General features: G+C 72.2%; 19 protein-coding genes and 1 pseudogene. 13 read left to right on the top strand and 7 right to left on the bottom strand.

Annotated features, from left to right (window positions below; genetic code table 11):
* Positions 1–68: 68 nt before the first annotated feature.
* Positions 69–1,376 (top strand): low temperature requirement protein A, encoded by a 1,308-nt coding sequence (locus Vqi01_RS02200; RefSeq protein WP_204032486.1) that lies wholly within the window; start codon positions 69–71, stop codon positions 1,374–1,376.
* 121 nt (positions 1,377–1,497) lie between these two features.
* On the opposite strand, the gene Vqi01_RS02195 is transcribed toward Vqi01_RS02200, so the two are convergent.
* The 3 genes from Vqi01_RS02195 to Vqi01_RS02185 all read right to left on the bottom strand — a co-directional run bounded on the left by Vqi01_RS02195 (position 1,498) and on the right by Vqi01_RS02185 (position 5,148).
* On the bottom strand, positions 1,498–3,321 hold the full coding sequence (locus tag Vqi01_RS02195; protein WP_204032484.1) for an AMP-dependent synthetase/ligase: 1,824 nt from the start codon (positions 3,319–3,321) through the stop codon (positions 1,498–1,500).
* 138 nt (positions 3,322–3,459) lie between these two features.
* Positions 3,460–4,395 (bottom strand): terpene synthase family protein, encoded by a 936-nt coding sequence (locus tag Vqi01_RS02190; protein WP_204032483.1) that lies wholly within the window; start codon positions 4,393–4,395, stop codon positions 3,460–3,462.
* A gap of 123 nt (positions 4,396–4,518) precedes the next feature.
* On the bottom strand, positions 4,519–5,148 hold the full coding sequence (locus tag Vqi01_RS02185; protein ID WP_204032481.1) for a TIGR03085 family metal-binding protein: 630 nt from the start codon (positions 5,146–5,148) through the stop codon (positions 4,519–4,521).
* Positions 5,149–5,275: 127 nt separating this feature from the next.
* On the opposite strand from Vqi01_RS02185, the gene Vqi01_RS02180 reads away from it, so the two are divergent.
* The gene (locus tag Vqi01_RS02180) at positions 5,276–7,165 is read left to right on the top strand and encodes an ABC transporter ATP-binding protein (protein WP_204032611.1); all 1,890 of its coding nucleotides are present in this window, start codon (positions 5,276–5,278) and stop codon (positions 7,163–7,165) included.
* Between the two features lie 112 nt (positions 7,166–7,277).
* Positions 7,278–9,011 carry an ABC transporter ATP-binding protein gene (locus Vqi01_RS02175; RefSeq protein ID WP_204032610.1) on the top strand — a complete coding sequence of 578 codons (1,734 nt, stop codon included), beginning with the start codon at positions 7,278–7,280 and terminating at the stop codon, positions 9,009–9,011.
* A gap of 88 nt (positions 9,012–9,099) precedes the next feature.
* Here Vqi01_RS02175 and Vqi01_RS02170 read toward each other — a convergent pair whose 3' ends face one another.
* Genes Vqi01_RS02170 through Vqi01_RS02160 form a run of 3 tightly spaced genes read right to left on the bottom strand, consistent with a single transcriptional unit; the run spans position 9,100 to position 11,275 of the window.
* Complete coding sequence (locus Vqi01_RS02170; protein ID WP_204032480.1) at positions 9,100–9,717, bottom strand: TetR/AcrR family transcriptional regulator; 618 nt, start codon at positions 9,715–9,717, stop codon at positions 9,100–9,102.
* Between the two features lie 56 nt (positions 9,718–9,773).
* The gene (locus tag Vqi01_RS02165; RefSeq protein WP_204032478.1) at positions 9,774–10,529 is read right to left on the bottom strand and encodes an ABC transporter permease; all 756 of its coding nucleotides are present in this window, start codon (positions 10,527–10,529) and stop codon (positions 9,774–9,776) included.
* Positions 10,529–11,275, bottom strand: a complete 747-nt coding sequence (locus Vqi01_RS02160; protein WP_204032476.1) for an ABC transporter ATP-binding protein — start codon at positions 11,273–11,275, stop codon at positions 10,529–10,531. The genes Vqi01_RS02165 and Vqi01_RS02160 overlap by 1 nt, the downstream gene beginning before the upstream one ends.
* Positions 11,276–11,480: 205 nt before the next feature.
* Here Vqi01_RS02160 and Vqi01_RS02155 point away from each other — a divergent pair, with 205 nt between their 5' ends.
* The 5 genes and pseudogenes from Vqi01_RS02155 (at position 11,481) to Vqi01_RS02140 (ending at position 15,590) form a co-directional block, all read left to right on the top strand.
* Positions 11,481–11,876, top strand: a complete 396-nt coding sequence (locus tag Vqi01_RS02155) for a MerR family transcriptional regulator (RefSeq protein ID WP_204032474.1) — start codon at positions 11,481–11,483, stop codon at positions 11,874–11,876.
* 64 nt (positions 11,877–11,940) lie between these two features.
* Positions 11,941–12,702, top strand: a pseudogene (locus Vqi01_RS30505) (nucleotidyltransferase domain-containing protein); the annotation flags it as partial.
* Between the two features lie 186 nt (positions 12,703–12,888).
* A complete protein-coding gene (gene hisI / locus Vqi01_RS30500; protein ID WP_239098128.1) occupies positions 12,889–13,323 on the top strand; it encodes a phosphoribosyl-AMP cyclohydrolase in 435 nt (144 codons plus the stop codon).
* A gap of 46 nt (positions 13,324–13,369) precedes the next feature.
* Positions 13,370–14,923, top strand: a complete 1,554-nt coding sequence (locus Vqi01_RS02145; protein WP_204032471.1) for an anthranilate synthase component I — start codon at positions 13,370–13,372, stop codon at positions 14,921–14,923.
* Positions 14,924–15,038: 115 nt separating this feature from the next.
* The gene (locus Vqi01_RS02140) at positions 15,039–15,590 is read left to right on the top strand and encodes a Trp biosynthesis-associated membrane protein (protein WP_239098124.1); all 552 of its coding nucleotides are present in this window, start codon (positions 15,039–15,041) and stop codon (positions 15,588–15,590) included.
* Here the strand turns inward: Vqi01_RS02140 and Vqi01_RS02135 are convergent.
* A complete protein-coding gene (locus Vqi01_RS02135) occupies positions 15,583–15,834 on the bottom strand; it encodes a hypothetical protein (RefSeq protein ID WP_204032468.1) in 252 nt (83 codons plus the stop codon). The two genes, Vqi01_RS02140 and Vqi01_RS02135, sit on opposite strands and share 8 nt — an antisense overlap.
* 439 nt (positions 15,835–16,273) lie before the next feature.
* Here Vqi01_RS02135 and trpC point away from each other — a divergent pair, with 439 nt between their 5' ends.
* The 5 genes from trpC to Vqi01_RS02110 all read left to right on the top strand — a co-directional run bounded on the left by trpC (position 16,274) and on the right by Vqi01_RS02110 (position 21,693).
* Entirely contained in the window at positions 16,274–17,077 is an 804-nt protein-coding gene (gene trpC, locus Vqi01_RS02130) for an indole-3-glycerol phosphate synthase TrpC (protein ID WP_204032608.1), read from the top strand.
* 33 nt (positions 17,078–17,110) lie between these two features.
* Complete coding sequence (trpB, locus tag Vqi01_RS02125; RefSeq protein ID WP_204032466.1) at positions 17,111–18,343, top strand: tryptophan synthase subunit beta; 1,233 nt, start codon at positions 17,111–17,113, stop codon at positions 18,341–18,343.
* Between the two features lie 5 nt (positions 18,344–18,348).
* Positions 18,349–19,152, top strand: a complete 804-nt coding sequence (trpA, locus tag Vqi01_RS02120; protein ID WP_204032464.1) for a tryptophan synthase subunit alpha — start codon at positions 18,349–18,351, stop codon at positions 19,150–19,152.
* A gap of 167 nt (positions 19,153–19,319) precedes the next feature.
* Positions 19,320–20,489, top strand: a complete 1,170-nt coding sequence (lgt, locus tag Vqi01_RS02115) for a prolipoprotein diacylglyceryl transferase (RefSeq protein WP_204032462.1) — start codon at positions 19,320–19,322, stop codon at positions 20,487–20,489.
* A 13-nt stretch (positions 20,490–20,502) separates the two neighbouring features.
* Positions 20,503–21,693, top strand: coding sequence for an FAD-dependent oxidoreductase (locus Vqi01_RS02110; RefSeq protein WP_204032461.1), 1,191 nt, complete (start codon positions 20,503–20,505; stop codon positions 21,691–21,693).
* Positions 21,694–21,774: the final 81 nt, after the last annotated feature.

Here is a 21,774-nt window from a genome sequence, read left to right as displayed (position 1 = left end):
GCGAGCCCGGCCGACTGATTCGGTTGAATCCGCAGTGGCCCGCCGGTCGCGGCGGGCAGACTGCCAGGGTGGACAGCGTCCGGGGTCTGGGATGGTCGCCCGGCGTCCGCCCGGGCGCCCCGGGCTCCAGCAGTACCCGCCTGGAACTCTTCTACGATCTCGTTTTCGCCTTCGCCTTCATCCAGGTCACTACGCTCACCGCGAACACCCCCACCGTGCGCGGGCTGGTGCAGTGCCTGGCCGTTCTGGCCCTGCTCTGGTGGGCGTGGACCGGCTTCGCTGTGATCGGCAACCTGGTCCGCACCGATCAGGGCGTCGTGCCGTTCGTCGCGTTCGCCACCATGGCCGTGGTATTCGTCTTCACCATCGCCATGCCGCATGCCTTCCGGGAAGGACCGACCGGTCTGTCCGGCCCGCTGGTCTTCGCCGTCTGCTACTTCCTGACCCGCGCCGTTCAAGTGGCGCTCTTGGGATGGCTCACCCGGGTCAACCGCGAGCTGCGCCGTCGCTTCCTGCTCGCGATCGGTCGCGGACTGCCCGTCGGGGCGCTGATCCTCGCCGCCGCGTTGCTGCCGCAGTTTCTGCCCGGTGAACAGGAGCGGGTCTGGCTGCGGCTGGGGCTGTGGATCGCCGCGCTCACCGTCGAATACGGGATCGCCTTGGCGCTGCGGGGCGGCGGCTGGTTGGTGTTGTCGGCTGGACACTGGGCGGAGCGGCACGCGTTGATCGTGCTGGTGGCGCTCGGTGAGACGATCATCGGGCTGGGGCTGGGCGCCGGGTTCGCCACCGGAAGGCCGCTGAGCTGGCAGGTGATCGTAGGGGCGTTGCTGGCCGTGGCGGTGCTCGCCGCGCAGTGGTGGGCGTACTTCGACACCCTGGCGCTGGCGATGGAACAGACGCTGCACCGCACCCGGGACCAGCGGGCTAGGGCGGTGTTGGCCCGGGATGCCTACACCTACCTGCACCTGCTTCTGGTCGCCGGCCCGATCCTGTTCGCTCTGGGGGCGAAGGGGAAGGCTGGCGGGCACGCCGAGTCATCCGGCCTGGCCGGCGAGCTGCCCCATTTTGAACTGGTGGCCGTGTTCGGCGGAGTGGCGATCTATTTCCTCGGGTTGGCGGCGCTCGGCTGGCGGGTGCTGCGGATGCTCCGCTGGCCGACCATGGCCGCCGTAACGCCGCTGACGTTGCTGGCGTTGGTCGTTCCGCGGCTGCCGGGGCTGGCCACCCTGGGACTGCTCACCGTGGTCGTGGTGGCGGCGATCACGGTGCAGACGCTGGTGGATGCACCCCTGCGCCAACGGGTACGTGAGGTGGCGTTGGCCGAGCAACTCGCCGCCGAGGCCGAGCAGAGCAACTGGCGCCGCCGACACCTGTGACGGGATGATCGCCCCCGCCGGGCACGCCGTTGCGCCCCGGTGCCCTCGGCCCCGCCCCTTGGGATCGGGCGCGGGGCCGAGGCGGCAACCCGCCGTCGTTCTCGGCGCGGGCAGCCTGCCGTCAGATCTCGGCGAGGCTGCCCTCGTACATCTTGTCGATCTCGGCGGCGAAGCTGCTCTCCACCCCGCGGCGCTTGATCTTGAGCGACGGTGTGATCTCACCGTCCTCGATGGTCAGGTCGCGCGGCAGGATGGTGACCTTCTTGATGGTCTCCCAGCGGTTGAGCTTGCTGTTGAGCTGGGCGACGTACTCCTCGACCATGGCCTGCGCCTGCGGCGAGGCGACGATCTCGGCGTACGGGCGACCCTCGAGCGGAGTGCCGGCCGCCCAGCCGGCGATGGCGTCCGGGTCGAGGGTGACCAGCATCGTGCAGTAGTTGCGGGCCTGACCGATGACCACCGCCTGGGAGATGTACGGGCAGGTCGCCTTGAACATGCCCTCGATGTGCGACGGCGCAACGTACTTGCCGCCGGAGGTCTTGACCAGATCCTTCTTCCGGTCGGTGATGCGCAGGTAGCCGTCGTCGTCGAGGCTGCCGATGTCACCGGTGCGGAAGAAGCCGTCCTCGGTGAAGGCGGCGCTGGTCTCCTCGGGCAGGTTGTGGTAGCCGCGCATCACCGGCCGGCCCTTGATCAGGATCTCCCCGTCGGTGTCGATGCGGCACTCCAGGTCGCCCATGGCCTTGCCGACGGTGCCGATCCGGATCGCCCCAGGGGGGTTGACGAAGTTGCCGGCGCTGGACTCGGTCAACCCGTAACCCTCGGAGATCGGCAGGTTCGCCGCGGCGAAGAAGGTGGCGATGTCGGGGCTGAGCGGGGCGGCGCCGGACACCAGCACCCGCATCTGTCCGCCGAGGCGGGCCTGGAGCTTGCTGAAGACCAGCTTCTCGGCCACCGTGTACTTCAGCTTCAATCCGCCCGGCAACGGCTTGCCGGCCTGCTCCAGGGCGACCTTCTCCTTGCCGACCGCGACGGCCCAGGCGAAGATCTTCGCCTTCGCGCCACCGGCGTCCCGCGCGGTGGTCACCGCCTTGTTGTAGACCTTCTCGAAGACCCGCGGCGCCCCGCACATCAGCGTCGGCCGCACCACCGAGAGGAGTTCGACCAGCTTGTCCACCCGGCCGTCGACGTACGTGGGCATGCCGACGTGGGTGGTGCCGCAGAGCAGCGTCTTGCCGAACGAGTGGGACAGCGGCAGCCACAGGTATTGGAGGTCGTCCTCACGCAGCAGCCCCATCGCCTCCTGCGCCACGCCCTCCCAGCACCAGCCGCCGTGCAGCAGCTCGACGCCCTTCGGGCGACCCGTGGTGCCGGAGGTGTAGATCAGGGTGGCCAGGTGCTCCGGGCCGATCCCGGCCACGAGGCGGTCGATCAGTTCCGGATCCTCGGCGAGTCGCCCGGCGCCCTGCTCCTCCAGCTCGGCCAGGGTCAGCTGGGGTACCGCCGCCGACGGGTCGGAAGCACCGTCGAAGAGGACCACGTGGGCCAGCGCGGGCAGCTCCGCCCCGGCGATCTTCGCCGCCTGGTCCGGGTTCTCCGCGAAGAGCACCTTCGATCCGGAGTCGGCGAGGATGTAGGTGGCGTCCTGCGGCTCGGTGGTCGGGTAGACCGTGGTGGTGGCGCCGCTGGCACACATGATGCCGAAGTCGGCCAGCACCCACTCGAGCCGGGTGTTCGCCAGGATCGCCACCGGATCCTCCTGGCCGACGCCCAGGCCGTGCAGGCCGGCGGCGATCGCCTTGGCCCGTTGGCTGACCTGCGCCCAGGTCAGCCAGACCGGTGAGTCGTCCGGCCCGGGGTGGGCGAAGGCGTGGCGGTCGGGGGTCGCCGCCACGCGCTTGAGGAACATGTCAGGGATGGAACGGTAAGGTACGTCGAGAGCCATCGAGGTAGCCGCCTTCGGGGGTGGAGGCGTGACGGTCGTCACGTAGGTATGCGTTACCGAAGAGTATTGCCTGCGTCAGGGGCATCGGCTACCCCGGCGATCATCAGACGGCCGGTCCCGGCACGCGTACCGCTCGGCTCACGCGTACCGCTGTGCCGCCCGGGACCAGTCGTAGGTGGCCCGGATCCAGTTCCGCCGGGCGGCCAGCGCCGGGCGCACCGCGTCGCCGTGTGTGACGAGCAGGTCGTGCTCGATGGTCAGGTACGCGCCGAGCCGTTCGTTGAAACGGTCGGCGGCGGCCCGCAGCGCCACCGACTCGTCACCGATCTCTTGAATCAGCACGGTGATCAGGTTGTGCGCGTCGGGCCGGACCCGGTGCTCCTTGTCGTAGGAGAAGACGTCGTTGCACCAGCAGACCAGGTCGGCGACGAGCGACTCCAACCTTGCCCAGCCCGGGTCGGCCCGTCGGGCGGCCGGCGGAAAGGCGCCCAGGGCCAGATCGGTGAGGGTGAGACTGGGATAGACGGCTCCGGTGTGCCGGCGCAGTTGGACGTACTCGGTCACCGGCGGAATCCGGTCGTGCTCCCGGTTGGCCGCCTCCCACAGCAGCGCGAGCAGGTACTCGCGCATGCCAGCCGTGAAGCGCAGCAGCACGGCCGGCCGGCGGTGGGCGCGGATCCGGTGACAGAGGTCGGCCAGGGCGGGCGCCAACGGGCCCGCGGCGCGACCCGGCTCCGGCAGCCGCCCGCGGTTGTCGAGCACGTCCATCAGGTCCGCCACCGCCGGCGCGAGGCGGGTCGGGTCGTTACCCAGGCCGTCCTCGTCGCAGGCGTCGTCCATCACGAACAGCCAGGAGATCAGGTCGGTCAGCAGCCGCAGCCCCTCCAGCGGTGCCTGCGGGCAGGCCCGTCCGGCGAGCCCGGCCGCGTCCGCCCGATCCAGCCGTTGCCCGTTATCGACCAGACCCAGGCCCTGCGCCCAGTCCGCACTCTCCCGCGCGGCGCGCTCCGTGTCGTCGTGCCGGACGCTGGAGAAGGGGGGCTCCCGCAGCGCCGCGATCGCAAAGCTTCGCATCGCGCTCCCTGTTGCTCTGCCCCGCGCAGAGCAGCGCGGCCAGCGTACGGGAGCATCGATCGTTCCGGACGGCCGAGTGGATAACGTTTCGGATATTCCTGACGGTCGAAATCCCGGCCAGGGTCAGAAGCCCAGCCTGGCGGCGCGGAGCCGCTCCGTGAGCCCCGGCTGGCCGGTCAGGCGCACCTCGGCCACCCGTTGCCGGCCGGACAGGAACAACGCCAGCTCACCCGGGGTGCCCACCACACGCAGCGACTCACCGCCCCGGCCGGTGACGATCTCGCCCCGGTCGGGCGCCTGCACGAGCAGGCGGGCCGGGAATCGACGCAGCACCAGCCGGGCCAGCATCGAGGCCCGCCGCCACAGCGCCCGGTCCAGCCCCGCGGGCAGTTCCCGGGGCCGCCATCGGGCCCCGGCCCGGCGCACGTCCTCGTGATGGATGAAGAACTCCAGCGTGTTGGTCAGTTCGTCGACCACCGGGTTGCTCACCGGACTCCACAGCGGAGGACGCCGCAGTCGGTCGAGCAGTTCGACCCAGTCGCCCGCCGCCACCTCGCGCCGGACCCGCTCGGCGTAACCGCGCAGCGGCGCCAGGACGATGCCCGCCGCGGCCTCCGGCCGTCGCTCCCGCACCACCAGATGCGCGGCGAGGTCGCGGGCGCGCCACCCCTCGTTGACGGTCGGCGCGTCCGGGCCCAGCGTCGACATCAGCGCAACGAGCGCCTCGCGCTCTGAACGGGCGTACCGCGGCATGCACCGATCGTATGCCGGCGAGGGGCGGCGGGCGCTGATCGCGGCAGTCCGGCCGATGGAGGTGACGTCGGACATATCGCTGCGAGTCGGCGGGGCGGGTGCGTAGCCGTAAGGATGAGGGAGGATGATGACACTTACGGCGGGGGAGAATGTGGCGAGCGGGACTAGTCGGAAAGTTCTCGGCCGCGGGCTGGCCGTGTTGGGGCGGGCCATCCGGGAACAACCGCGGATCTTCGCGGTCGCGGTGGCCGGCAGCGTGCTCTTCGGCCTGATGGTGGTCGCCAGCGCGTTCGTGGTCGGCCGGGTGGTCGGTGAGGTGGTCGTGCCGGCGATCGCCAGCGGGTCGGTCGGTACCGGCGCGCTCGCCCTGGCGGCCACGGCGTTGCTCGGCATCAGCGTGCTGCGGGTGGTCGGCATCTTCGGCCGGCGGATGGGCGCGGGCTACATGCAGTACCGGCTCCAGGCCGACTACCGGCGCCGGGTCACCCGCCGCTATTTGGAACTGCCGCTGTCCTGGCACCACCGGCACGCCACCGGCACCCTGCTGTCCAACGCGAACTCCGACGTGGAGGCGGCCTGGCATCCGATCGCCCCGCTGCCTTTCGCGGTCGGCACGCTGGTGATGCTGGTCGGCGCGGTGGCCGCGCTGTTCGTCACCGACTGGGCGCTCGCCCTGGTCGGACTGGCGGTGTTCCCGGCGTTGTTCGCGCTCAACGTGGCCTACTCCCGCCGGATGGCGCCGCGTCAGGCCCGCGCCCAGCGGCTACGGGCCGAGGTCAGCGGCATCGCCCACGAGAGCTTCGACGGCGCGTTGGTGGTCAAGACGATGGGCCGGGAGGCCCAGGAGACCGGCCGGTTCGCCGACCGCGCCGGCGAGTTACGTGACGCGTTGATCTCGGTCGGCCGGCTGCGCGGCATTTTCGATCCGATGCTGGAGACCCTGCCCAGCCTCGGCACCCTCGCGGTGCTGATGGTCGGCGCGTACCGCCTGCGGCAGGGCGCGATCGACGTGACCGAACTGGTCAGCGTCGCCTTCCTCTTCACCGTGCTGGCCTTTCCGGTACGGGCGATCGGCTGGGTGCTGGCCGAGCTGCCGCGCAGCGTCGCCGGCTGGGACCGGCTCCGCCGGGTGCTCGACGCCACCGGCGAGATGCCGTACGGCGACAGCCGGTTGGACGCCTCGTCCGCGCCGGCCACCCTCACCTTCACCGACGTCGGCTTCGCCTACGAGCCGGCCGAGGCGCACCTGCCCGGCGCGCAGGTGCTCGGCGAGGTCTCCTTCACCGTGCCGGCCGGCAAGACCGTCGCTCTGGTCGGGCCGACCGGGGCCGGCAAGTCGACCGTCGCGGCGCTGGCCGTCCGGCTGATGGATCCGCGCTCCGGCACGGTCCGCATCGACGGCGTGGACGTGCGGGACCTGGCGGCGGACTCGCTGGCCGCCACCGCCGCGCTGGTGGCCCAGGTGCCGTTCATCTTCGACGACACCGTCCGGGCCAACGTCTCGCTCGACCGGCCAGGCGTCGACGACGAGGCCGTGTGGGCCGCGTTGCGGCTGGCCGAGGCGGACGGTTTCGTCGCCGCCCTGCCCGACGGGCTGGACACCATGGTCGGCGAGCGAGGCACCTCGCTCTCCGGCGGCCAGCGGCAACGGCTCACCCTGGCCCGGGCGTTGGCCGGTCGCCCCCGGCTGCTGGTGCTCGACGACGCCACCAGCGCGGTCGACCCCCGGGTGGAGGCCGCCATCCTGGCCGGGTTGCGCTCCGCCGAGGCCGGCGGGCCCGGCGCGTCGATCCTGGTGGTGGCCTACCGCCGGGCCACCATCGCACTCGCCGACGAGGTCATCTACCTGGAACAGGGGCGGGTGGTGGCGCGGGGCACCCATGCGACCCTGCTGGCCACGGTGCCCGGCTACGCCGACCTGGTCACCGCCTACGAGCAGGCCGAGGTCGACCACGACCGGCAGCGGACGTACGACGAGGTCACGCCGTTGACCTCCGGCCTGGAGGTGGACCGGTGAGCGCGAGGAACGCAGCGCAGCGGAGTACCGCAGTCGCGAACGAAAGGCGGGCCCGGTGAGCGCGATCGCGGAGGAGACGAAACCGGGCCCGGAGCAGGCCGAGTCGACCTGGATGACGCTGCGTCGGGGGCTGGCGCTCTCCCCGGAGCTGCGGATCGGGCTGGTCGGCACGATCGGCCTGGCGCTGGTCTACATGGTCGGCCGGGTGGCCGTGCCGGTCGCGGTGCAGCAGGGCATCGACCGCGGCATCGTCAACGGGCTCGACTTCGAGGCGCTGTTCACCGTCGTGGCGATCACCGTCGGTGTGCTGGTGGTGACCACCGCCTGCGGCTACCTGATGATGCGCCGGCTGTTCACGGTCAGCGAGACCGCGCTGGCCGGGGTACGCATCCGTGCCTTCCGGCACGTGCACGACCTGTCCATGCTGCATCAGCAGTCCGAGCGGCGCGGCTCGCTGGTCTCCCGGGTCACCAGCGACGTCGACCAGATCACCCAGTTCCTCCAGTGGGGCGGGGTGATCCTGCTGGTCAACCTCGGGCAGTTGGTGGTCACCACCACGGTGATGCTGGCGTACTCCTGGCAGCTGACGCTGGTGGTCTACGCAGCCTTCGGGCCGGCGGTGTTCGTGATCCGGCTGCTCCAGCGCCGGCTCGCCGCCGCGTACGGGGTGGTTCGGCAGCGCACCGGCGCGTTGTTGGCGGCGGTCGGGGAGAGCGTGGTCGGGGCGCCGGTGATCCGGGCGTACGCGGTCGCCGGCCGCACCGCGCGGCGTCTCGACGAGGCGATCGACAGCCAGCGGCGGGCCCAGCAGAAGGCGATCCGGATCAGCATCATGGGCAGTTCCGTCGGCGAACTGGCCGCCGGGTTGGCGCTGGCCGGTGTGGTGGTGCTGGGGGTGTTCCTGGGCGCCGACCGGACGTTGACCATCGGCGAGGTCACCGCGTTCCTGTTCCTGGTGACGCTCTTCATCCAGCCGGTGCAGATCGCCACCGAGGTGCTCAACGAGGCGCAGAACGCCATCGCCGGCTGGCGCCGGGTGCTGGACGTGCTGGACGTGGCTCCGGACGTGGCCGACCCGGGCGAGCGGGGGCGCGAGTTGCCCGCCGGCCCGCTCGACATCCGCTTCACCGGCGTGAGCTTCGCCTACCCGGGCGGCCCAACGGTGCTGCACGACGTCAGCCTGGAGATCCCGGCGAAGAGCCGGGTGGCGGTGGTCGGTGAGACCGGCAGCGGCAAGACCACCTTCGCCAAGCTGCTCACCCGGCTGATGGATCCGACGGCCGGCGCGGTGCTGCTCTCCGGGGTGCCGCTGACCGAGGTTCGCTTCGACTCGCTGCGCTCCCGCGTGGTGATGGTGCCGCAGGACGGCTTTTTGTTCGACGCCAGCGTCGCGGACAATGTCCGCTTCGCCCGTCCGGAGCTGACCGATGAGCAGCTCGCCGCCGCCTTCACCGAGCTGGGTCTGGCGGACTGGTTGGACGGGCTGCCGGCCGGGCTGGCCACCGGGGTGGGGGAGCGTGGCGAGGCGTTGAGCGTGGGGGAGCGGCAACTGGTCGCGCTGGCCCGGGCGTACGTGGCCGATCCGGACCTGCTGGTGCTGGACGAGGCGACCAGTGCCGTCGACCCCGCCACCGAGGTACGGCTGCAGCGGACTTTGGACGCGGTGACCCGGGGACGTACCACCCTCGCCATCGCGCACCGGCTCTCCACCGCCCAGAGCGCCGACGAGGTGATCGTGGTGGACCGGGGCCGGATCGTGCAGCGCGGCCCGCACGACGAGCTGATTCGCGACCCGGACTCCGTCTACGCCCTCCTCTACGCCTCCTGGCTCGAACAAACCCGCTGACCGTGCAAGGAAGGGCCCCCTCTTAACGCCTCGCGTAGTAGAGGGGGCCCCTTTTAACACTTCGGCAGCGCACGCCCGAACCACCTGATCAACCGGCAGAGCTGGCGGGTTGGTCGGGCAGCGGGGCGGTGAGGTAGCGCTGGATCGTGGGGGCGACTGCGGTGACCAGGGCCTCCGGGGCGGCGGTGGCGATCGGGTCCAGGCGGACGACGTACCGCATCATCGCCAGGCCGATCAGCTGGCTGGCCACCAGGGATCCGCGCAGGGGCAACTCCGCCGGATCGACGTCGAGGTTTTCGAGGACCCGGCGCAGCACCTGGGTGACCACGAACTCGCGCAGCAGCCGGGCGGTCCACTCGTTGCTGACCGCGGAGCGCAGCAGGGCCACCCCGGCGGTGCCGGCCGGTGAGTCCCAGACCGCGAGGAACATCCGCACCAGCCGCTCGCCGATGCCCTCCGGGTCGCCGGTGAGCACCTTCGGCAGCAGTTCCCGAGGGTCGACCGGCGCCTGCATGGCGGTCAGGAAAAGCTGGTCCTTGTTGCCGAAGTAGTGGTGCACCAGCGCCGGGTCCACCCCGGCGGCGGCGGCGATCGCCCGGATGGTGCTGGCGTCGAAGCCACGCTCCGCGAAGATGCTCCGGGCCGCCTCGAGGATCGCCTCCCGGGTACCCGGGTTTCCGGGTCGCCGTCCGGTCCGCCGTGCCAATCGTCCTCCTCAATCTCTCTCCCGGGCGCGGCCGGCAGCCGGGCCCGGACCGGCGGTCAGCCGCTGCGCCGGCGCAGGGTCGCGGCGGCGAGGACCAGCGCCAGCACCGCCGCGCCGGCGACGATGCCCACGTCGCGCCACATCGTCCCGGTCGGTTCGGCGTGGGCGCCGACCTCCTGCAGCGCCTCGACGGCGTACGTCAGGGGCAGCGCGTCGCTGATCGCCTGCAACCAGCCGGCCATCTGGTCGCGCGGCACGAAGAGCCCGCAGAGCAGCAGTTGCGGCGCGACCACGACCGGCATGAACTGTACGGCCTGGAACTCGGTGCGGGCGAAGGCGCTGCAGAGCAGCCCGAGCGCGACGGCGAGCACCGCGTTCAACGCCGCGATCATGATCACCAGGCCGCTGCTGCCCGCCGTGTGCATGCCGAACACCCAGTACGCCACGGCGGCGGCGATCGTGGCCTGTACGGCGCCGGCCAGACCGAAGGCGATGCCGTAGCCGAAGAGCAGGTCGGTCTTGGCCAGCGGGGTGGTGAGCAGCCGTTCCAGCGTGCCGGTGGTCCGCTCGCGGAGCATGGCGATGCTGGTCACCAGGAACATGACGATGAACGGGAAGAAGCCGAGCATCACCAGCGCGATCCGGTCGAACGCGGACGGCTGGCCGGGCGCGGCGGGCTGGTCGACGTACATGTAGTAGACCAGGGTGAGCAGCACGGTGGGCACGGCCACCAGCAGGGCGATCGTGCGTCGATCGTGCCGGAGCTGGCGCAGGATCCGAGCGACGGTGACGGCGAGAATACGCGGGTTCATCATGCCTCCCCTGCTGCCGAGCCGGCCGGACCGCCGGCCTCGCCCGCTCTGATCAGCCGTAGGAACGCCTCGTCGAGATCGTCGACTCCGGCGGCGGCGCGAACCGCCGCCGGGGTGTCGTCGGCGATCAGCCGACCCTCGCGGATGAGAAGCAGCCGGTCGCAGCGGGCCGCCTCGTCCATCACGTGACTCGACACCAGCAGGGCTGTGCCGGCGTTGGCCAGCTCGTGGAACCGGGCCCAGAGGTCGGCCCGCAGAACCGGGTCCTGGCCGACGGTGGGCTCGTCGAGCACGATCAGCTCCGGCTCGCCGACCAGGGCGCAGGCCAGCGACGCGCGGCTGCGCTGCCCGCCGGAGAGCGTGCCGACCAGCTGCCCGGCCGCCGACGCCAGCCCGACGTCGGTCATCGCCCGGTCCGCCTCGGCCCGGCCACGGCCCTGCAGGGCGGCAAAGTAGCGCACGTTCTCCCGTACGGTCAGGTCGGCGTAGACGCTCGGCGCCTGGGTCAGGTAACCCACCCGGTGCCGCAGCTGCGCCGAGCCGGCCGGTGCACCCAGCACGGTGACCGTGCCACCGGTGATCACCTGGACCCCGACGATCGCGCGCATCAGCGTCGTCTTGCCGCTTCCGCTGGGCCCCAGCAGCCCGGTGACCGAGCCGCGGGGCACCGTGGCGTCGATCCCGTCCAGTACCCGCCGGCCGCCCCGGTCCACCACCAGGCCGCGGACGACGATGGCGTCTTCCATCGCCCACCTCCAAGATTTCAACTACCGATGAAATCAACACTAGATGAAATCCCGACGTGAAAGGAAGGGGCCCTTTTTAACGCCTGGTGAGGTAAAAGGGCCCCCTCCTAACACTTCGGAGGCAGCGCCCGGCGCCGCGCGCGGACCGTCCACCGGCCATCGACACGCCATCGACGGGCTTGACGCCTACTGTGACCCTGGATGGATGGACATCCGTACGCGGGAGAGGACCTTCGCGGTCAGCGAGGCAGCCGAACAGGTCGGCCTGAGCACCTACACCTTGCGCTGGTACGAGCAGGAGGGGCTGGTTGCCCCGCCCGCCCGCGACTCTGCCGGACGCCGCCGCTACACCCAGCAGGACGTGGACTGGCTGCTGCTGCTCACCCGGCTGCGCCGCACCGGAATGTCGGTACGCGACATGCGCCGCTACGTCGAGCTGGCCCGGCAGGGCGACGGCACCCTCGGCGAGCGGCGGGCGTTGTTCGAGGAGCACCGGGCTCGGGTGCTGCGGCGGATGGCGGAGCTGACGGAGGACCTCAAGGTGCTCGACTTCAAGATCGACGCCTATCGCCGAGCTGAGCTGGGTGATGGGCGGGACTGACAACGCCGAAGGGCCACCCGGCGGGCTCCGGAGAAATCGTCACTGAGGGTCACATCCTTATATCATGGGCAACGGCCCTTCAGACCGGACACCAGGTCCGTCACCGGTCATTGCACCCCGAACGGACGTACGGCACGATGGCGCGGTGGATCACGCTCGGTCACCGGAAAGCGGGTTTCTCGACGACTGGGCCGCGCGGCTGCGCATGACCGCCGACCGACCTGTGGTGGGCATCCTCCTGCGGGGTAGCCACGCCCGCCGGGCCGCCACCGCACACAGCGATGTCGACGTCGACGTGCTGGTCGGCGGGGCACCGTACGCGGCCCGCCGGGCCTACCTCGCGGAGCACTGCGGCCGGCTGACCCACGTCTCGGTGGCCGCCCGGGACGTCCGCTCCTGGGTGATCCGGCTGGGCGAGCCGGCCGACTGGGCGTTCGGGCTGCCCGTGGCGGCGCCCGCCCGCCTGCTCTGGGCGGATCCGTACTGGCGTGACCGGATCGACCTGCCGGTGCTCTGCCAGCCGGCGGACGAGCCACGGCTGGAGGAGCTGATCGCCACCCTCGGCAAGGTGGCCTCGGCCCGCGACGCCGACGACTCGCTGGGGCTCCGACTGGCCGCCGCCGACCTGGCCCGGCTCTGCCCGTCGGTGCTGCGGCTGGCGAACCCGTCGGTCCGGGTGGTGTCCCGCCGGTCGGCGTTCGCCGCCGCGCTCGACCTGCCGGTCGCGCCGGCCGGCTACCGCGAGGACATGTTGCGCTGCCTCGGGATCCGGCCCGGCCCGATCGGCGAGCTGTGGGCGGCGGCGGCCCGGCTGGTGACCGGCACCATCCCGTTGATCCGCCCGTACGTCGCCGAGGTGGCCGAGGCGGCCGGCCCGGATTTCGCCGATGCCCTTCTCGACGGCCGCCTGGACCGCTACGTAACGCAGTTGGCCCAGCCGGTCGGCGCGCCGCCGTCCGCCAGCCGGGAGCCCGCTGGGGTGCCCGCTCCCCGTGCGGGACAATGGCTCACTGTGTCCGTACCTGACGCGCCGGTGACCGGCGCCCACCTCGAAGCGCCGGAGCCGACCGACGGCGGTGACCGGCCGTCCCGGCTCGATCCGGCGATCGCCGCCCGGCTGCGGCGCACCCCCGACGGTCTGGTGGCCGCCGTGGTCCGTCAGCACGACAGCGGCGAGGTGCTGATGGTGGCATGGATGGACGACGAGGCCCTGCACCGCACCCTGACCACCGGGCGGGCCACCTACTGGTCGCGCAGCCGGCGCGAGTACTGGGTGAAGGGCGCCACCTCCGGTCACCACCAGTACGTCCGCTCGGTGGCGCTCGACTGCGACGGCGACGCCGTGCTGGTCAGCGTCGACCAGGTCGGTGCCGCCTGCCACACCGGGCACCGCAGCTGCTTCTTCACCCAACTCCCGGTGACCTCCTCCGGGGAGGTGACGTCGTGAGCGAGCGAACCGTGCGCGGCGGCAGGGAGCAGAGCGGAGTGTCGGCGTGAGCGACGGCGTGGTGAGCCCGGATCTGGCGGCTTTCACCGAACTCGCTGCCCGCTGGCGGGTGGTGCCGGTGACCCGGCGACTGCTCGCCGACGCGGAGACCCCGGTCGGCGTCTACCGCAAGCTGGCCGGCGGCCCCGGGACCTTCCTGTTGGAGTCGGCCGAGCAGGGCGTTGGCTCGTCGGGGCTGACCTGGTCCCGATACTCCTTCGTCGGCGTACGCAGCAGCGCCACCCTGATCGAGCGGGACGGCGCCGCCGCCTGGCTCGGTACGCCGCCGGCCGGGCTGCCGACCACCGGCGACCCGATCCGGGTGCTGCGGGAGACGGTGGCGGCGCTGGCCGGCCCGCCCGGCGACCCGGACGCCGGGCTGCCCCCGCTGACCGGGGGCATGGTCGGTTACCTCGGCTACGACCTGATCCGCCGCTTCGAGCGGTTGCCCACGCTCACCGAGGACGACCTGCGCCTGCCCGAGCTGGGCATGCTGCTCGCCACCGACCTGGTGGTGCTGGACCACTTCGACGGCTCGGCGATCCTGATCGCCAACGCCATTCTGCCGCCGCCGGAGGAACCGGGCCGCGAGGCGCTGGTCGCCGCCGCCTACCACCACGCGGTGGGCCGGCTCGACGCGATGACCACCGCGTTGTCGCGGCCCATCCCGCCGATGGTCGCCACGGTCCGTCGTTCGCCGGCCGGCAAGGTGCGCAGCCGCACTCCGGACGGCGGCTACCCGAAGGCGGTCGAGGCGGCCAAGGAGGCGATCCGGGCCGGCGAGTGCTTCCAGATCGTGCTCGCCCAGCGCTTCGAACGCGACACCGACGCCGATCCGTTGGACGTCTACCGGGTGCTGCGGACCACCAATCCCAGCCCCTACATGTACCTGCTGCGCTTCGACGGTTTCGACATCGTCGGTTCGTCGCCGGAGGCGCATCTGAAGGTGACCGGAGAGGCCGACGGCGAGCGGCGGGCGCTGCTGCACCCGATCGCCGGCACCCGGCCGCGCGGCGCGACGCCCGAGGCCGACGCTCGGCTCGCCGCCGAACTGCTGGCCGACCCGAAGGAACGGGCCGAGCACGTGATGCTGGTCGACCTGGGCCGCAACGACCTGGGTCGGGTCTGCCGGCCGGGCAGCGTCGAGGTACCGGAGTTCGCCACCATCGAGCGGTACAGCCACGTCATGCACATCGTCTCGACGGTGGTCGGCACGCTCCGCGCGGACCGCACCGCCTTCGACGCGCTCGCCGCGACGTTCCCCGCCGGCACCCTCTCCGGTGCGCCGAAGGTACGGGCCATGGAGATCATTGAGGAGTTGGAGCCGGTACGCCGCGGCCTCTACGGCGGTACGGTCGGCTACTTCGGCTTCGGCGGCGACCTCGACATGGCCATCGCGATCCGTACCGCGCTGATCCGCGACGGACGGGCCTACGTGCAGGCCGGTGCGGGTGTGGTGGCCGACTCCGACCCGGCCGCGGAGGATCAGGAGACCCGGAACAAGGCAGCCGCGGTGCTGGCGGCCATCGCCGCCGCCGAAACCCTCAGGCCGGCCCGGTGAGCGCGAGGAGTGAGCCGGGTTTGCGAGCCTCGCAGTCGCGAACGAAGGTGGGCCGGTGAGCGCGAGGAGTGAGCCGGGTTTGCGAGCCTCGCAGTCGCGAGCGAAGGTGGATCCCGTGAGCGCGAGGAACGCAGCGGGCCGGCGCGAGTTGGCGTACGCCGTGCTGCTCTGTCTGGCCGGGGCGGGCCTGGCCGCCTGGACGGCGACGCTCGCCTGGGAGACGGGCGAGATCGTCCGCCAGGATCCGATGCCGTTGGTGACCGAGGGACGGACCGGGCGGCAGTTGCTGCCTTGGCTGTGGGCGCTGGCTCTGGTCGGGTTGGCCGGCGGGGGCGCGGTGTTGGCGACCCGGGGCTGGCTGCGCCGGGTGTTGGGCGGGCTGCTCGCGCTGCTCGGCCTGGCGCTGGCGGCCGGTGGCGGTGACGGGCTGGTCGCCGACCGCAGTGGCGGGTTCGACTGGCAGTGGCCGGCGATCTGCCTGCTCGGCGGGCTGTTGGCCGCAGCCGGCGGGCTGTTGACCGCGCTGCGGGGCCACCGCTGGCCGGCGATGGGTGCCCGCTACGAGCGGCCGTCGAACCGGCCGGCGGCGGGTGGCCCGGTCGGCGGGCGCGGCACGGTCGACGCGTGGGACGCGCTGGACCGGGGCGAGGATCCGACGGTCAGCTGACCGGCTGCCGGTCGCGGGCCCGGGCCGCGGCGAGTTCGGCCACCAGCCGGTCCAGGGCCGCCCGCCGGTCGGCGCGGGCCCGGTCGGCGCAGATGGCCTCCCAGGCGTTGCCCTGCGCGGTCCGCATCCGATCCGGCCCGACCACGGCGCGTTCCAGGGTGTGTACGACACCGACGGCGAGCGATACGACGGTACGCGAGATGGTGGTGAGTCCGATGGTTTGTTGCGGGGCGGAGGAGCTCATGGTCACTCCGGAGGAGATCGGCGTGGTGGGGCAGGCGCGTGACTGAGTCTGCCCGAGGAGAATGGTGGTCGACTCGGGTTTCCTGGTGATGACTGCCTCATCAACTCTGCGGTAAGCCCTGTGAGCAGGCGAAGGTCCCTTGGTCCTTGAGCTTTCTCACAGCATCGACGACGGTCGTGACGTTGCCGGCGGGCGGACGCGGGACGGGCCTCGGTATGGGCGACTATCGATGGCGTGGTGACGTAGAGTTACAACGCGTTCGCGCAAGTCGGCCATTATGCCGCAGTCCATTTGGTGAGGAGCGCCATACCCCCACCGCCCGGTGCCAGGTAGAGCCCCCTAGCATCGGCCCATGACGCCCGGAGAGGGGAGTCCGTTGGTGACTGCTGAGCATGCGCACGCGGAGGGGAACCAGGCCGGTACGACGGCGTCCCTCGGCGTGCTCGACGAGATCCTGGCCGGTGTCCGGGAGGACGTGGCCCGGCGGCAGGAGCAGGTTCCGCTGGAGCGGATCCGCGAACTGGCCGCCGCTGCGGCACCGCCGCTGGACGCGTACGCGGCCCTGCGTCAGCCGGGCGTCGCGGTCATCGCCGAGGTGAAGCGCGCCTCGCCGTCGAAGGGCAAGTTGGCCGAGATCGCCGACCCGGCGGAGTTGGCCGGTGAGTACGCTGCCGGCGGTGCCCGCGCCATCAGCGTGCTCACCGAGGGGCGCTGGTTCGGCGGATCACTGGAGGATTTCGCGGCCGTGCGGGCTGCGGTGAAGGTCCCGGTGCTACGCAAGGACTTCGTGGTCTCCAGCTACCAGGTGCACGAGGCCCGCGCGTACGGCGCCGACCTGGTGCTGCTGATCGTGGCCGCGTTGGAGCAGAACGCCCTGGTCGGCCTGCTGGAGCGGATCGAGTCGCTGGGCATGACCGCGCTGGTCGAGGTGCACGACGAGGAGGAGGCCGACCGGGCCCTGGAGGCTGGCGCGCAGGTGATCGGGGTCAACGCCCGCGATCTGCGTACCCTCGAGGTCGACCGGTCCGCGTTCGAGCGGATCGCGCCCGGTCTGCCGAGCAGCATCGTCAAGATCGCCGAGTCCGGCGTACGCGGCCCGCACGACCTCATCCGGTACGCCTCGGCCGGCGCCGACGCGGTGCTGGTCGGCGAGGGCCTGGTCACCCAGAAGAGCCCCCGCGAGGCGGTGGCCGAGCTGGTCAACGCCGGCAACCACCCCGCGACGCCCCGTCCGGTGCGCTGATCCGCGCCGGCCCTTGGAAGGAGAGGATCCGGCATGAGCGCTGACGCGTTGGCCGCTCCGGCGCGGTTCCCCGACGCGGCCGGTCACTTCGGTCGCTTCGGCGGTCGCTTCGTGCCGGAGGCGCTGGTCGCCGCCCTCGACGAGTTGGCCGCCGCGCACCGCGCGGCAATGGCCGACGAGCAGTTCCAGGCCGAGTTCGCCGCCCTGCTGCGTGACTACGCGGGCACCCCGTCGCTGCTGTACGAAGCCCGCCGGTTCTCCGCGAGGGCCGGCGCCCGGGTGCTGCTCAAGCGGGAGGACCTCAACCACACCGGCGCGCACAAGGTGCGCAACGTGCTCGGCCAGGCGCTGCTGACCCGGCGGATGGGCAAGAAGCGGGTGATCGCCGAGACCGGCGCGGGTCAGCACGGTGTCGCGACCGCCACCGCCGCCGCTCTGTTCGACCTGGGCTGCGTGGTCTACATGGGGCAGGTGGACACCGAGCGGCAGGCGTTGAACGTGGCCCGGATGCGGATGCTCGGCGCCACGGTCGTACCGGTGACGAACGGCTCGCGCACGCTCAAGGACGCGATGAACGAGGCGATGCGGGACTGGGTCGCCAACGTCGACGACACGCACTACCTGATCGGCACCGCCGCCGGGCCGCACCCGTTCCCGGCGCTGGTCCGCGACTTCGTCCGGGGCATCGGCGACGAGGCGCGGGCGCAGTGCCTGGAGCTGACCGGCGCGCTGCCGGACGCGGTCACCGCCTGCGTCGGCGGTGGTTCCAACGCGCTGGGCATCTTCCACGCCTTCACCGACGACCCGCAGGTGCGGCTCTACGGCTTCGAGGCGGGCGGCGACGGCGTGGCCACCGGCCGGCACGCGGCCAGCATCACCGGCGGCTCCGCCGGCGTGCTGCACGGCACCCGCACCTACGTGCTCCAGGACGCCGACGGCCAGACGCAGGAGTCGCACTCGATCTCCGCCGGGCTGGACTACCCGGGGGTGGGGCCGGAGCACGCCTGGCTGCACGACACCGGCCGGGCCAGCTACCGGCCGGTCACCGACGCCGAGGCGATGGCGGCGTTCGAGCTGCTGTGCCGCACCGAGGGGATCATTCCCGCGATCGAGAGCGCGCACGCCCTCGCCGGCACCCTGGCCGTCGCCGGAGAGCTCGCCGCCGAGCTGGGCCGGCAGCCCACCATCGTGGTCAACCTCTCCGGCCGGGGCGACAAGGACGTACACACCGCCGGCGAGTACTTCGGCATCCTCGACAAGGAGTGACGGCCATGAGTCGGATCGGGGTCGTCTTCGACAAGGCCCGGACGGACGGACGCGCGGTGCTGGTCGGCTGCATGCCGGCCGGTTTCCCGACTGTCGAGGGCAGCATCGCGGCGATGAAGGCGATGGTCTCCGCGGGCGTCGACGTGATCGAGTTGGAGATTCCCTACTCCGATCCGGTGATGGACGGCCCGGTGATCCAGCGGGCCAGCGACATCGCCCTGGCCGGTGGCGTACGCACCCGGGACGCGCTGCGGATCGTCGAGGAGGTCGCGGCCACCGGCGCGCCGGTGGTCACGATGACCTACTGGAATCCGATCGAGCAGTACGGCGTGGACGCGTTCGCCCGGGACCTCGCGGCGGCCGGCGGCACCGGGCTGGTCACCCCGGATCTGATTCCGGACGAGGCCGACGAGTGGCTGGCCGCCTCGGACGCGTACGAGCTGGACCGCACTTTCCTGGTCGCGCCCTCCTCCACCGACGACCGGCTGGCGATGACGGTGGCGCACTGCCGGGGTTTCGTCTACGCCACGGCGCTGATGGGGGTGACCGGCGCGCGACGCGAGGTTTCGCAGTCGGCGCCGGTGCTGGTCTCCCGGGTCCGGGCGGTCACCGACCTGCCGGTCGGCGTCGGGCTGGGTGTCGGCACCGGCGCGCAGGCCGCCGCCGTCGCCGGGTACGCCGACGGAGTGATCGTCGGCAGCGCGCTGATCCGTTGTCTGCTCGACGCCCCCGACCAGGCCGCCGGCCTCTCCGCCCTGCGCGCGGTCAGCGCCGAGCTGGCTGAGGGAGTGCGCAACCCCACCCGCTGACCCCTGAACCCACGCCGATCATGGACTTTGTGTCGCACCTATGTGACGATCGTCCAATTTTGTCGGGACGAAAAGTGCAAGATCGCGGGGATGGGTGCGGGTGGGGCCGGGAGGGCGGGCGGACCGGGGTGACGTTTCAGGGGGTGACAGCGGTAGCCTTTGCATCCGTGAGTCTCGCCTCGCCGATGTATCTGGCCGCCATCCCCAGCCCGAGCACCGCCGTATGGCATCTCGGCCCGATTCCGCTCCGGGCGTACGCCCTGTGCATCCTCGCCGGCATCGTGGTGGCCTGCTGGGTCACCGAACGGCGACTGCGCCAGCGTGGCGTGGCCCCCGGTGCGGTGCTGGACATCGCCCTGTGGGCGGTGCCGGCCGGCATCATCGGTGCCCGGATCTACCACGTGATCACCTCACCGGAGAAATATTTCGGCATCGGCGGTGACCCGATCAAGGTCTTCTTCATCCACGAGGGTGGGCTGGGCATCTGGGGTGCGGTCGCCGGGGGCGCGGTCGGCGCCTGGTTCGCCGCCCGGCAGCTCGGCATCCCGTTCGTGGTGGTCGCCGACGCGCTGGCGCCGGGTCTGCCGCTGGCGCAGGCGATCGGGCGGCTCGGCAACTGGTTCAACAACGAGCTCGTCGGCGGCCGGACCGACCTGCCCTGGGGGTTGGAGATCCACCGGATGGTGGGTGGGCAGGCGGTGCTCGACGAGGCGGGCCGGCCGATCCTGGAGGAGGGGCTCTACCACCCGACCTTCGCCTACGAGGCGCTGTGGAACGTCGGGGTCGCGGCGCTGGTGTTCTTCCTCGACCGCAAGCTGCGTCTCGGCCGTGGTCGGGCGTTCGCGCTCTACGTGATGGGCTACACCGCAGGCCGGTTCTGGATCGAGATGATGCGCACCGACGAGGCCAACACCATCCTCGGCGTACGCCTCAATGTCTGGACCGCGGCGCTGGTGTTCCTCGGCGCGTTGCTCTACTTCCTGCGGGTCCGTGGGCCGCGCGAGTACCTGATCCCGATCGGCGTGCCGACCGCCACCGCGCCGGAGGCCACCTCCGACGTCTCCCAGCTCGACCTGTCGGCGCGGCGGGCCGGCGCCGAGCCGGCCGCGCCGGAGGGCTACCGGGTGGTCAGCGAGGAGCAGTTCCGGCACTGGCGCAGCACCGGCGAGGCGCCGCCCGAGGCCGTCGCCGGCGACGCCGGAACCGGTATCGCCGGCGACCCGGCATCCCGCGACGGTGTGGCCGCCGACAGTGGTGACGCAGAGCCGGCCGGTGAGCTCGCCGACGGCGACGCGGTGGAGTCCAGCCCGGGCCGGCCCGCCGATCGCGACAGCTGAGCGAGGGGGCGCTATGCGGACCGCGGTGGTGGTCGGCGGTGGTCCCGGGGGCCTGGCGGTCGCCGGTGCGCTGGCCCGATCCGGCTGGCAGGTCACCCTCCTGGAACGGGCCGACCGGATCCGCCCCGAGCCGACGGCGGTGGTGCTCTGGCCCAACGGGGTCCGCGCCCTGCGCAGCCTGGATCTTGGTGCCGGCCTGGACGCGATCGCCACGCCGTTGCCCGACGGCGGTGTCCGGCGTCCCGACGGGCACTGGCTGGTGCAGCCGCGACAGACCCCGGTCGAACGGCTTCCGGTCGTGGTGCACCGGGAGGACCTGCACGACGCGCTGATCGCGGGTCTGGGCGAGCGGGTCGAGTTACGTACCGGGGTGACGGTGCGGACGGTACGCGCGGCGCCGGGCGAACGCCCGGCGGTCGGCGACGGCCGACACACCTACGAGGCGGACCTGATCGTCGCCGCCGACGGCGCCGACAGCGTGATCCGTCGGCAGCTCGCTCCCGAGGCGACCTTGGTCAGTTCCGGGTGTGCCGCCTGGCGGGCGGTGATCCCGTGGTACCGCGCACCGAGGCTGCCCGGGCCCGTCGGTGGGGAGATCCTCGGCGCCGGCTACCGGTTCGTGGCCGCCTCGCTCGGCGACCGGGGTGCGTCCGGGGGGTCCAGCCGGGGCGGCATCCACTGGATGGCGACCGCCGCTGGTGCGCCCCGACCCGAGCCGCCCGAGACGCAGCTGGCGCTGCTGCGCCGCTGGTACGCCGGCTGGCCCGCACCCGTCGACGAACTGTTGGCCGCCACCGACCCGGCCGACCTGGTGCAGCAGGAGATCCGGGAACTGCGCCCGTTGCCCCGGGCGTACGGTTTTCCGACCGGTCCGGGTGCGGTGGTGCTGCTCGGCGACGCCGCTCACGCCATGCCGCCGCACCTCGGGCAGGGCACCTGCCTCGCCTTCGAGGACGCCGCGACGCTCGCCGCGCTGCTGCGCGAATCGACGCTGCCCGACGCGGTGATGGCGTACGACCGGGTGCGACGGCCCCGCGCGGCGGCCGTGGTCCGGCAGACCCGCCGGATGTCGGCCGTGCTGCGGACCCGGGGCCGGCTGGCGTTGCGCGCCCGCGACGCCGCCCTCGGCACCATCACCCCCCGCCTGCTGGGCAGCGCCGCCGCCATGGCCACCCAGTGGCGCCCACCCTCCGCGTCCAGCTAGGACCTTCCTCGAGAACAGCCGGCGACAATTGCCGGCGGGAGTCCAGGGCGCGGGAATGGCGTCCCGAAATATGGATGGTGT

Source organism: Micromonospora qiuiae (assembly GCF_016863555.1).
In the GTDB taxonomy this organism is placed as follows: Bacteria; Actinomycetota; Actinomycetes; order Mycobacteriales; family Micromonosporaceae; genus Micromonospora; species Micromonospora qiuiae.
This window is presented reverse-complemented; position numbering and strand designations above follow the sequence as displayed.